Here is an 11,998-nt window from a genome sequence, read left to right on the forward strand (position 1 = left end):
TGCTCACGCTTTAACAACTGAGCCACTTCTTCTGGTCAGCCGGCAGTTCGATGATTAATGCCGCTGAACTGGTTTGTCCTGTTAATTATCATGTGAGTGAAATAGTTTTTTAGGTTATTATTAGCCTATAGGACTTTTCTTACTCTCATGTTTGGTTTTTATGAAATCCCCCCATCAAGCTCTTACGCCCGCTTTAGTTACGCTGATGTCATTCGCGACTGGCCTTTCCGTGGCCAGCAACTATTATGTGCAGCCGCTGCTGGCCACCATTGCCCATACCTTTGGCCTCTCATTCCATCAGGCGGGATTTATTGTCACCACCGCACAGCTGGGATATGCCGCCGGGTTGCTTTTTTTGGTACCGCTGGGTGACATGTTCGAACGTCGTGGCCTGATTGTCTCGATGAGCCTGCTGGCAGCGGGGGGATTGATGATCACCGCCATGTCATCAACGCTTCCGCTAATGCTGCTGGGTACGGTACTGACCGGGCTGTTTTCAGTGGTGGCACAGATCCTTGTGCCGCTGGCAGCAACGCTCGCCGCGCCGGAAAAACGTGGCAAGGTGGTTGGCACCGTAATGAGCGGTCTGCTGCTGGGTATCCTGCTGGCGCGAACCGTAGCCGGCGGGCTGGCAGAGCTGGGCGGCTGGCGCAGCGTGTACTGGATAGCCAGCCTACTGATGGTATTGATGGCGCTGGCGCTATGGCGCTATCTGCCGCGTTATCAGCAGTCGGTGGCACTCAATTATCGCCAGCTGTTGGGGTCCGTTTTCACCCTGTATGCGCGTCATCCCGTGCTGCGCACCCGGGCCATTATCGGTTGTCTGGCGTTTGCTAACTTCAGCGTGCTCTGGACCTCCATGGCATTTCTGCTTTCTTCCCCGCAGTGGAACTATTCAGTGGGCGAGATTGGTTTACTTGGCCTGGTCGGTGCGGCAGGAGCGCTGGCGGCCCGCCATGCCGGTGCACTGGCAGATAAAGGCCATGCCCGGCTGACCACCAGCGGAGGATTGTTGATTTTACTGACCTCGTGGGGGATCACCGCCCTGGGCGCTCACTCTCTGCTGGCGCTGATTGTGGGGATTATCCTGCTGGACCTTGCGGTTCAGGGTGTACATATCACCAATCAGAGCGTGATCTACCGCCGTATGCCTGAAGCACGTAACCGACTCACTGCCGGTTATATGACCAGCTACTTCATTGGCGGGGCGGCCGGGTCATTATTGTCGGCGTTGGCTTTTCAGACAGCAGGATGGTATGGGGTATGTACGATTGGCGTTCTGCTAACCCTGATTAATCTGATTATCTGGTGGCGTGGCCATCACTTTGAGGCCACAACAGAGTGATTTTTTTGAGTGATAATTGGCGCTTTTTAGATTTTGCTGCCTGTTAAGACAATTCCCGCTCTGTTATGGTTAGGCGCAATTTATTAAAGATGGTTATATTTTACAGTAAAATTGTTTGGTGATTGCAAAGCAGTTAATTGTCATCGTACTTATATCCCCATCAGAGGGTTCCCATATGCATGATAATGATATCGCACTCATCCACGTTTTACTGAGTATTTCAAGCCAGCCATCATTTCCTGACAGGAAGATGCCGGACCTTTCAGGTTCTTACTCCCCTGTTAGGATTTATCATTATACGCACAGCATTGTTTTCGTGGCTATTAAGTGGCCTGGGTTATGGAGTGACCGTGAAACTACGGATGATGACTACGGCAATGTGAAAATCTCACCGACGGTAAAGTCGCATTACCCATTAATCACCATCATTATTATACCCGTTGCAACTAGTGAGGTTCATTTATAATGGAAAGTTCATTTACTCCCATTGAACAGATGCTGAATTTTCGTGCGAACCGCCAGAAAGATTTCCCATTGCAGGAGATTATACTGACGCGCCTGTGTATGCACATGCAGAGTAAATTGCTGGAAAACCGCAATAAGATGCTGAAAGCACAGGGAATTAACGAGACGCTGTTTATGGCATTGATTACGCTGGATGCACAGGAAAACCACAGTATCCAGCCGTCTGAGCTTAGCGCTGCCCTCGGCTCTTCGCGCACTAACGCCACGCGTATCGCTGACGAGCTGGAAAAACGCGGTTGGATCGAGCGCCGTGAAAGTGATAACGACCGCCGCTGCCTGCATCTGCACCTGACGCCAAAAGGCGACGAATTCCTGCGCCAGTTGCTGCCACCGCAGCATAAGTGCCTGCAACATTTGTGGTCGGCGTTGAGCGAAGCCGAAAAAGCGCAACTGGAAGCCATTACTCGTAAGCTGTTGAATCGTTTAGATCAAATGGATGAGGAAGAAGTCGTCGCTTCCCTGTCACGTTAAATAGCCTATCAATAGCATATTGTGCGACACAACCTGAGTCGCGAATCGCTACCTTACTCCCGTAATTTTCCCTTATGCCAGCGCTAACCCGCTGGCATTTTAGACTCAGACGATTGCCACCATGATGTGAACAGCGCTGGCTGGCAAGAAACTCAGGAGAATATCATGGACGTAAGTGCGGCGGCGCGAGAGCCACAGCAGCCGAATAAGAAGAATAAGACGCGCACAAGAGCATTGATTTTTCTAACCGTATTATTGGTGACGATTGGCATTGCTTATCTGGCATGGTGGTTACTGATATTAAGTCACTATCAGGAAACTGACGACGCCTATGTTGCCGGAAATCAGGCACAGGTGATGGCTCAGGTCACGGGCAGCGTCAATAAAGTGTGGTTTGACAACACGGATTTGGTCAAGCAAGGGGATGTACTGGTTACGTTGGATCGCACCGATGCCGACCAGGCATTTGAGAAAGCGCAAACGGCATTAGCGACCAGCGTGCGTCAGACACATCAGCTGATTATTAACGGTAAACAGTATCAGGCGACGATTGAACTGCAAAAGACCGCGCTGGAGCAGGCACAGGCGGACTTACGCCGCCGCGAGCCGCTGGGCGCGGCAAAGCTGCTGGGTAAAGAGGATCTGCAGCACGCGCGGGATGCGGTAGCCACTGCGAAAGCACGGCTGGATGTGGCGATGCAGCAGTACAATGCCAATCAGGCGATGATCCTCAATACCTCGCTGGAAAACCAGCCTGCGGTGAAACAGAGTGCCGCACAACTGCGCGATGCCTGGCTTACCCTGCAGCGCACCACCGTGGTCAGCCCAATTGATGGTTATGTATCACGCCGCAGCGTGCAGGTCGGTTCGCAGATTAGCTCCACCACGCCGCTGCTGGCTATTGTCCCGGCTAATAATCTGTGGGTAGATGCTAACTTCAAAGAAACCCAACTGGCTGGCATGCGCATCGGCCAACCGGCCACCGTGGTCAGCGATATCTACGGTGATGACGTGGTCTATCACGGTAAAGTGGTTGGGCTGGATATGGGCACCGGGAGCGCGTTCTCGCTGCTGCCCGCACAAAATGCTACCGGCAACTGGATCAAGGTGGTACGGCGCCTGCCGGTGCGTATCGCGCTCGATGCACAGGAAGTGGCGAAACATCCGCTGCGTATTGGGCTGTCGACGCTGGTGAAAATAGATACCCGCAGCAGTGAAGGAGCGGTGCTAGCCACCAGCGTGCGCAGTAAGCCGGCTTACGCCAGTGATGCGCTGGCGCTGGACCTGGCCCCCGTGAACCAACTTATCGCCGATATTATTCGCGCTAATGCCAGCTAAATCAGCGGGGGATGATATGGCGCGTCAACCGCTTACGGGTACGCCGCTGGTTTTAATGACCATTGCGCTGTCACTGGCAACTTTTATGCAGGTGCTGGATTCCACCATTGCTAACGTGGCCATCCCGACCATTGCCGGCAACCTTGGGGCCTCCAACTCTCAAGGCACCTGGGTGATCACCTCTTTTGGCGTGGCGAACGCCATTTCCATCCCGATCACCGGCTGGCTGGCTAAACGACTGGGCGAAGTGAAGCTGTTTCTGTGGTCAACCGTCGCCTTTGTCGCGGCGTCATGGTTGTGCGGCATGTCTGAAAACCTCACGATGCTTATTTTTTTCCGCGTCATTCAGGGGATCGTTGCCGGCCCGCTGATCCCTCTGTCGCAAAGCCTGCTTTTAAACAATTATCCCCCGGCGAAACGCAGCATCGCGCTGTCGCTATGGACGATGACGGTGATTGTTGCCCCTATTTGTGGCCCGATCCTCGGCGGCTGGATCAGTGATAACTACCACTGGGGCTGGATCTTCTTTATTAACGTGCCTGTCGGCATAGCGGTGGTGATCCTCACCTGGCAGACGCTGCGCAATCGCGAGACGACCACGGCGATCCGCCCTGTCGATACCGTTGGCCTGGTGCTGCTGGTGGTAGGCATCGGCTGTTTGCAGGTGATGCTCGATCGCGGTAAAGAGCTGGACTGGTTTAGCTCACCGGAAATCATTACCTTAACCGCGATAGCCGTAGTAGCCCTGGCGGTGCTGCTGGTGTGGGAGCTAACCGATGACCATCCGATCGTGGATTTGTCGCTGTTTAAATCGCGCAACTTCACCATTGGCTGCCTGTCTATCAGCCTTGCCTATATGCTTTATTTCGGCTCCATCGTGCTGTTGCCGCAGCTGCTACAGGAAGTGTACGGCTATACCGCGACCTGGGCCGGGCTGGCTTCGGCACCGGTGGGAATTATCCCGGTGATCCTGTCGCCAGTGATTGGCCGGTTTTCCCACAGGCTGGATATGCGACAGCTGGTCACCTTCAGCTTCATTATGTATGCGGTGTGTTTCTACTGGCGCGCTTATACCTTTGAACCCGGGATGGATTTCGGCGCCTCGGCGTGGCCGCAGTTTATTCAAGGCTTCGCCGTGGCGTGCTTCTTTATGCCGCTGACCACCATTACCCTGTCCGGTTTACCGCCGGATCGGCTGGCGGCAGCCTCCAGTTTGTCTAACTTTACCCGCACGCTGGCCGGTTCGATCGGTACTTCAATTACAACTACCCTGTGGAGCAACCGGGAATCGATCCACCACAGCCAGCTGGCGGAATCGGTGACGCCTTTCAGCGTGAATAGTCAGGAAATGTACGCGAAGCTGGCACAGGCGGGGCTGACTCACGATCAGGCATCGGCCTGGATTGCACAGCAGGTTACCCGTCAGGGGCTGATCATTTCAGCCAATGAAATTTTTTGGGCTTCTGCCGGGGTATTTTTGATTCTGCTGGTGCTGGTATGGTTTGCCCGGCCACCGTTTGCAACGGGTGAAGGCGGAGGCGGCGCACATTAAAAAGGGCGGATCGCCAGTCCGCCCTGCTTCAGGGAGTGAATGCTCCCTTTATCATCATCGCGTTACGCGTTCTGCCGCCACCATTCAGCGAGTAACACGCCGGTTGCTACCGAAACGTTAAGGCTTTCTACGTTACCGGTGCCGCCAATCGAGACGCTGAGATCGCCCTGCTGGAAAGAACTGTCCGATAAACCGTCGCGTTCCTGACCCAGCACCAGCACCATTCTGGCCGGCAGTTCCGCCGAGGAGAGCGGAACGCCCTGGTGGCTGGAAGTGGTCACAATGGTGTAGCCCGCTTGACGGAAAGCATCCAGTCCGGCGGCAAAACTTTCACCGCTGATCGCCTGCACATGTTCTGCGCCGCCCTCTGCGGTACGCACCGCAGCCCCTGACTCCAACAAAGAAGCATCGTCCACCAGCAAACCTTTTGCGCCAAAGTGCGCACAGCTACGCATAATGCCGCCCAGGTTATGTGGGTTGCCGATATCCTCCAGCGCCACCACACAGTCTTTCTGCCCGGACTGTGCCAGCCATTCGCTTACCGGCATGCCAACCCGTTTTTTAATCAGGAAGCAGACGCCGCCGTGGTGTTCCGTGCCGGATGCTTTCTGCAGTTCGGCGTCATCCACGGTGTGATAAGCCTTGCGGTTAGCCGCCATCCACTTTAACGCTTCACGGAAGCGCGGCGTGACGCTTTGCAAAAACCAGGCGCGTACGATTGATTCCGGGCGGCTCTGGAACAATGCCTGGCAGGCATTTTCACCGTAAACGCGCGTTTCTTCCATACGCTGGCGGCGCAGCTGCTCGGGATTGATAAAGCTTTTCCCGCTGATACCACCGTGGTCAGGTTTGTCATCCGCCGCAGCGGCATTGGGTGCACGGGACACCGTACGCCACGGAGAGTCAGAACGCCCTTCGTCGCGATCGCGCCCGCCACGTGGCTTGCTGTCTGCATTGCGCGCGGGACGGCGTTCACCATCCTGACGATAGCCACCTTTGCCGGTGCGCGGATTTTTACCGCTTTTGCTGTTTTCGTCATCGCTGCGAACATACATCACTTTGACCTTGTTGCTCTTACCTTTAAGTTCGTCGTTCATTTTTCCTCCACCTGGGCTGAGCGCGAAGCGCGCAGATTACCTGATGTCGCGGTAGTTAGCTATCAACTTCCAATAGATGCGCCCGTTTTCCACGTATCAGCATCAACCACCGTGCGAGATTACCTATTATACTTATTGAACGAATCACGTTGTGACCCTTATCACCCATCCGCATACTGTTGGCTTATTGTCGGAAACGCAGTAAGCAATCACTTACTCTTGAAATGAGGTGAAAAATGAATACGGTTTGCTCATCCTGTCAGGCAACCAATCGCCTGCCGGCTGAACGCATTGCGCACGGCGCTAAATGCGGCCGCTGTGGTGACAGGTTGTTTGACGGCCAGGTCGTCAACGCTACCGGCGAAACGCTGGATAATTACCTGCGGGACGACCTGCCGGTGGTTATTGATTTCTGGGCGCCCTGGTGCGGCCCCTGCGTTAACTTTGCTCCCGTCTATGAGGCGGTCGCACAGCAACGCAGTGGTAAAATACGCTTTCTTAAAGTGAATACTGAAGCTGAACCGGCACTGAGCGCCCGTTTCCGTATTCGCAGTATTCCAACCATTATACTGTTCAAGCAGGGCCAGGTAGCCGATATATTAAGCGGAGCGATGCCAAAAGCGCCCTTCGAAGCCTGGCTGGACGAAAATCTGTAAGATTATGAGCGGGCAGCGGCGGTCAGAATTGGTTAACATGGCGTTTTTCGCTGATGACTAACGATGACCGATAACGCTGTTCTGCGCCTGCGCGCCTGGCGACTCGCCCGCGCCACCCGCCCATTCCTCGCCCGGGGCAACCGCATTACCCGCTGCCAGAGTTGCCTGCTGCCGCAGAAAAATTGCCTGTGCGCTACCCTCGTGCAACAACGGGCGCGCAGCCGTTTTTGTCTGGTGATGTTTGACAGCGAGCCGATGAAACCGAGTAATACCGGGCGGCTGATTGCCGATATTTTGCCTGATACCCTGGCATTTGGCTGGTCACGCACCGAGCCGGATGCCGGGCTGCTCCAGGCGGTGAAGGATACGGGTTATCAACCGATGGTGGTTTTCCCTGCATCCTATGCCGACCCCGGCCGCCCGGTGCTGAACTCACCGCCGCTCGACGGCAAGCCCCCGCTGTTTATTATGCTGGATGGAACCTGGACGGAAGCGCGAAAAATGTTCCGCAAAAGTCCCTGGCTGGACTCGCTGCCGGTGATGTCGCTTAATCTGACGCGCCCGTCAAATTATCAACTGCGCGTAGCCCACGCTGCTGGCCAGCACTGCACGGCTGAAGTGGCGGCAGAACTGCTGCTGCAGGCGGGCGATAGCGCCGCGGGTGAAGCGCTGTTCAGTCACTTTGACCTGTTTCGCCAGCGTTATCTGGCCGGTAAGCCGCATCATCCGCTTCATCAATCTGCTGATAATTCATCGCCGCCTGCTGCTGGTAAGCTGATGCACAACACAGCATCTTCGCCCGCCCCGGAGTAGAATCAGATCACTATTTACGGAGGGAGCAGCAATGAGCCAGCGTGGACTAGAAGCCCTGTTAAAACCCAAAACCATTGCGGTGATCGGCGCCTCCATCCGGCCAGAGCGTGCCGGGTATGTCATGATGCGTAATTTGCTGGCCGGGGGCTTCAGCGGCCCGGTGCTGCCGGTGACGCGGAAATACCAGGCGGTATGTGGCGTGCTAACCTCACCCGATATCGCCAGCCTGCCACTCTCACCGGATCTGGCGATCCTCTGTACTCATGCGCGGCGTAACCTGACATTACTGCATGCGCTGGGCGAACGCGGTTGCAAAGCCTGCATCGTTCTCTCTGCCCCGCCCGACCAGTTGGCAGAATTGAAAGCCTGTGCCAGCCGCTGGCAAATGCGCCTGCTTGGCCCGAACAGCCTTGGCCTGATTGCCCCGTGGCAGGGACTGAATGCCAGCTTCTCGCCGGTGCCTGCCAGGCGAGGAAAGCTGGCTTTTATCTCGCAGTCGTCTGCGGTTTCCAACACCATTCTTGACTGGGCGCAGCAGCGCCAGCTGGGATTCTCGTGGTTTATCGCACTGGGTGACAGTCTGGATATTGATGCCGATGACCTGCTGGACTTTCTCGCCCGCGATGGAAAAACCAGCGCTATTCTGCTCTATCTTGAACATCTTAGCGACGCCCGACGCTTTGTCTCTGCCGCGCGCAGCGCCTCGCGCAATAAACCGATTCTGGTGATTAAAAGCGGCCGTAGCCCGCATGCCCAGCGCCTGCTAAACACCCAGGGGGGAATGGATGCCGCCTGGGATGCCGCCATCCAGCGCGCTGGCCTGCTGCGCGTTCAGAACACGCATGAATTATTCTCGGCGGTGGAAACGCTCAGTCATATGCGCCCGCTGCGCGGAGAGCGACTGATGATTATTTGCAACGGAGCCGCACCGGCAGCATTGGCGCTTGATGCGTTATATGCCCGCAACGGCAAGCTCGCCACACTGAGTGAGCCTTTACTCACTTCATTAGCTCCGCTGTTACCCAAAGGGATTGGGCCGGGGAACCCGCTCGACCTCAAAGATGATGCAACACCAGAACGTTATCTGCTGGCACTGTCGATGCTGCTTAACAGCCACGATCTCGATGCGCTGCTGATAATCCACGCCCCCAGCACGGTAGCCCCCCCCGCGCTTACGGCGAGCAAGATCATCGATCGGGTAAAACAGCATCCGCGCGCGCAGCAGATCGCTTTGCTAACCAACTGGTGTGGCGAGTTTTCCTCACAAGAGGCGCGCCAGCTGTTTAATGAAGCCGGAATTCCAACTTATCGCACCCCGGAAGGTGCGGTCAGCGCATTTATGCATATGGTGGAATATCGCCGCAACCAGAAGCAACTGCGTGAAACGCCGTCGTTACCGCTTAATCTGACCGCCAATACCAGCGATGCTCATCGTTTGATCCGTCAGGCACTTAGCAACGGCATCACTTCACTGGATACGCACCAGGTGCAGCCGATTTTGCAGGCTTACGGGCTGAATACGCTACCCACCTGGATTGCCGGCGACAGCGCGAAGGCGGTGAAAATTGCCGCACAGATCGGTTACCCGGTGGCGTTGAAACTGCGCTCGCCGGATATCCCGCATAAATCGGAAGTACAGGGGGTTATGCTTAACCTGAGAACGGCCGATGAAGTTCAGCAGGCGGTAGATGCCATCATCGAACGCGTCAGCGTAGCCTGGCCTCAGGCGCGCATCGACGGACTGCTGGTACAAAGCATGGCAAACCGTGCCGGGGGGCATGAACTGCGCATCGTGGTGGAACAGGACCCGCTATTCGGCCCGGTTATTATGCTGGGAGAAGGCGGAATGCCCTGGCAAGACGACCGCCATGCCGCGATCGCCCTGCCGCCGCTCAATATGACGCTGGCGCGCTATCTGGTTAAACAGGCTATTGGCAGCGGAAAAATACGCCGCCGCAGCGCGCTGCATCCGCTGAACCTGGATGGGCTTAGCCAGCTGTTGGTGCAGGTATCGAACCTGATTGTCGATTGCCCGGAAATTGTTGGACTTGATATCCATCCGCTACTGGCCAGCGCCGGCGGCTTTACTTTACTCGACGTTACGCTTCGGCTGGCGCCCTTTATCGGCGTTGCACAGGCGCGGCTGGCAATACGCCCTTATCCCCGGGAGCTGGAAGAGATAGTCCAGCTGAAAAATGGCCAGCGCGCTCTTTTCCGTCCGATCCTGCCGGAAGACGAGCCGCTGCTACAGCAGTTTATTGCCCGGGTGACAAAAGAGGACCTCTTTTATCGCTACTTCAGTGAGATAAATGAATTCACCCATGACGATTTGGCGAACATGACGCAGATCGACTACGATCGGGAGATGGCTATCGTTGCGGTGCGTCAGCGCAATGGCCTTGATGAGATTATCGGCGTCACCCGCGCCATCTCTGATGCCGATAATACCGATGCGGAATTTTCTGTGCTGGTGCGATCCGACCTGAAAGGTTTGGGCCTGGGCCGCCGTCTGCTGGAAAAGATGATTGTCTATACCCGGCAGCATGGTTTACAGCAGCTGAACGGGATTACCATGCCGGGCAACCAGGGCATGATTTCACTGGCGCGTAAGTTAGGATTCAATATCGATATCCAGCTGGAAGACGGTATCGTCGGGCTTACGCTACCTCTGCGGGATAATCAGGCGGGGCGGTAGAAGTAAATCTGCTACCATCCGGGCTAACTAATGGTATTATTCGCGGTTAGAATCATGATTTTATGGCCCGAGGCCACTCTATGAACAGGAAAGCAACGCACTGTGATGTTGTCAAAATTCAAACGCAATAAACACCAACAGCACCTTGCGCAGCTGCCAAAAATTCCGCAGTCAGCGGCTGATTTCCACACGCTGTTTTCACCGGCAGATTTCCGTCAGGTGCTGTTGGAAAAAATCGCCTCCGCTACCCGGCGTATTTGCATTGTTGCTCTGTATCTGGAAAACGATGAAGGGGGTCGCGCTATCCTTTCAGCGCTTTATGCCGCTAAACAACGTCGACCGGCGCTGGACGTTCGTGTGCTGGTCGACTGGCATCGTGCTCAACGTGGCCGTATCGGTGCCGCTGCGGGTGCCACTAACGCCGACTGGTATTGTGAAATGGCCAGCCAGCATCCTGATGCTGGCATTCCCGTTTACGGTATTCCGGTAAATACGCGCGAAGCGCTGGGAGTTTTGCATTTAAAAGGCTCAGTTATTGATGATACCGTGCTGTATACCGGTGCCAGCTTCAACGATGTGTATTTGCATCAAAAAGACAGGTACCGCTACGACCGCTATCAGCTGATCGGCAACCCGGTTCTTGCCGATACCCTGTTTGCCTGGATCGAAACGAATCTGATTCAGGCCGAGGCTGTGCATCATCTTAACCGCCTTGAACGCCCAACCAGCCCGGAAATTAAAAACGAAACCCGCCAGTTCCGTCAGGATTTGCGCGGCTTCGACTACGAATTCAACGGTGTTGCCAGCAATGAAGAGTTGTCCGTCACTCCGCTGGTCGGTCTGGGAAAACGCAGCCTGCTTAACAAGACCATCTATCATCTGATGCCCTGTGCCGAGCAGAAGCTGACGATCTGTACCCCTTATTTCAATCTGCCGGCCATTCTGGTACGTAACATCATCTGGCTGCTGCGGCGGGGCAAAGAAGTGGAGATCATCGTCGGCGACAAAACCGCCAATGATTTCTATATTCCCGAAGATCAGCCATTTAAGATCATCAGCGCCTTGCCTTATCTGTATGAAATCAACCTGCGTCGTTTTATCAGCCGCCTGCAATATTACGTTAACAGTGGGCAGCTCACCGTACGCCTGTGGAAAGACGGCGAGAACAGCTACCACCTGAAGGGGCTATGGGTGGATGACGAATGGATGATGATTACCGGGAATAACCTGAACCCACGCGCATGGCGTCTGGATTTGGAAAACGCGGTGCTAATCCACGATCCGCTGCAACAGCTGGCCGAACAACGCAATCGGGAACTCAACCTGATCCGCCAACACACCTCCTGCGTGGCGCACTTCCACGATCTGGAAAGCATTGCCGAATACCCGGTGAAGGTGCGCAAGCTGATCCGCCGCCTTCGACGCATCCGTATTGATCGGCTTATCAGCCGTATTCTCTGACCGGTTGTGTTGCTTCCAACCCTGCCAGTAACGGGCTCATGGCGC

9 protein-coding genes are annotated in these 11,998 nt (G+C 55.3%); 8 read left to right on the forward strand and 1 reads right to left on the reverse strand.

The features are described 5' to 3' along the window. Nucleotides 1-160: 160 nt before the first annotated feature. The 4 genes from JGC47_RS12865 to emrB all read left to right on the forward strand — a co-directional run bounded on the left by JGC47_RS12865 (nt 161) and on the right by emrB (nt 5,231). Entirely contained in the window at nt 161-1,345 is a 1,185-nt protein-coding gene (locus tag JGC47_RS12865; RefSeq protein ID WP_004159382.1) for an MFS transporter, read from the forward strand. Between the two features lie 465 nt (nt 1,346-1,810). Beyond that, the gene (gene mprA / locus JGC47_RS12870) at nt 1,811-2,341 is read left to right on the forward strand and encodes a transcriptional repressor MprA (protein ID WP_004159383.1); all 531 of its coding nucleotides are present in this window, start codon (nt 1,811-1,813) and stop codon (nt 2,339-2,341) included. A gap of 165 nt (nt 2,342-2,506) precedes the next feature. Further along, nucleotides 2,507-3,679: a multidrug efflux MFS transporter periplasmic adaptor subunit EmrA gene (gene emrA, locus JGC47_RS12875; protein ID WP_004159384.1), complete on the forward strand. Its 1,173-nt coding sequence runs from the start codon at nt 2,507-2,509 to the stop codon at nt 3,677-3,679. 16 nt (nt 3,680-3,695) lie between these two features. Further along, a complete protein-coding gene (gene emrB, locus JGC47_RS12880; RefSeq protein ID WP_004159385.1) occupies nt 3,696-5,231 on the forward strand; it encodes a multidrug efflux MFS transporter permease subunit EmrB in 1,536 nt (511 codons plus the stop codon). Nucleotides 5,232-5,293: 62 nt separating this feature from the next. On the opposite strand, the gene JGC47_RS12885 is transcribed toward emrB, so the two are convergent. Continuing rightward, nucleotides 5,294-6,328, reverse strand: coding sequence for a tRNA/rRNA methyltransferase (locus JGC47_RS12885; protein WP_004159386.1), 1,035 nt, complete (start codon nt 6,326-6,328; stop codon nt 5,294-5,296). A 236-nt stretch (nt 6,329-6,564) separates the two neighbouring features. Between JGC47_RS12885 and trxC the strand changes: the two genes are divergently transcribed. From trxC to pssA, 4 genes are all read left to right on the forward strand, one after another. After that, nucleotides 6,565-6,984 carry a thioredoxin TrxC gene (gene trxC / locus JGC47_RS12890; RefSeq protein ID WP_004159388.1) on the forward strand — a complete coding sequence of 140 codons (420 nt, stop codon included), beginning with the start codon at nt 6,565-6,567 and terminating at the stop codon, nt 6,982-6,984. 63 nt (nt 6,985-7,047) lie between these two features. Then, nucleotides 7,048-7,797 (forward strand): tRNA-uridine aminocarboxypropyltransferase, encoded by a 750-nt coding sequence (locus JGC47_RS12895; protein ID WP_004159389.1) that lies wholly within the window; start codon nt 7,048-7,050, stop codon nt 7,795-7,797. Nucleotides 7,798-7,828: 31 nt separating this feature from the next. Beyond that, nucleotides 7,829-10,492, forward strand: coding sequence for a bifunctional acetate--CoA ligase family protein/GNAT family N-acetyltransferase (locus tag JGC47_RS12900; RefSeq protein ID WP_004159390.1), 2,664 nt, complete (start codon nt 7,829-7,831; stop codon nt 10,490-10,492). Nucleotides 10,493-10,594: 102 nt separating this feature from the next. Then, nucleotides 10,595-11,953 carry a CDP-diacylglycerol--serine O-phosphatidyltransferase gene (pssA, locus tag JGC47_RS12905; RefSeq protein ID WP_004159391.1) on the forward strand — a complete coding sequence of 453 codons (1,359 nt, stop codon included), beginning with the start codon at nt 10,595-10,597 and terminating at the stop codon, nt 11,951-11,953. Nucleotides 11,954-11,998 lie beyond the last annotated feature (45 nt).

Origin of the sequence: Erwinia amylovora, from assembly GCF_017161565.1 — a bacterium.
Lineage (GTDB): Bacteria > Pseudomonadota > Gammaproteobacteria > Enterobacterales > Enterobacteriaceae > Erwinia > Erwinia amylovora.

Coding starts and splice junctions, on each gene's coding strand:
- JGC47_RS12865 (WP_004159382.1), top strand. CDS start 161: ATGAAATCCCCCCATCAAGCTCTTACGCCCGCTTTAGTTACGCTGATG.
- mprA (WP_004159383.1), top strand. CDS start 1,811: ATGGAAAGTTCATTTACTCCCATTGAACAGATGCTGAATTTTCGTGCG.
- emrA (WP_004159384.1), top strand. CDS start 2,507: ATGGACGTAAGTGCGGCGGCGCGAGAGCCACAGCAGCCGAATAAGAAG.
- emrB (WP_004159385.1), top strand. CDS start 3,696: ATGGCGCGTCAACCGCTTACGGGTACGCCGCTGGTTTTAATGACCATT.
- JGC47_RS12885 (WP_004159386.1), bottom strand. CDS start 6,328: ATGAACGACGAACTTAAAGGTAAGAGCAACAAGGTCAAAGTGATGTAT.
- trxC (WP_004159388.1), top strand. CDS start 6,565: ATGAATACGGTTTGCTCATCCTGTCAGGCAACCAATCGCCTGCCGGCT.
- JGC47_RS12895 (WP_004159389.1), top strand. CDS start 7,048: ATGACCGATAACGCTGTTCTGCGCCTGCGCGCCTGGCGACTCGCCCGC.
- JGC47_RS12900 (WP_004159390.1), top strand. CDS start 7,829: ATGAGCCAGCGTGGACTAGAAGCCCTGTTAAAACCCAAAACCATTGCG.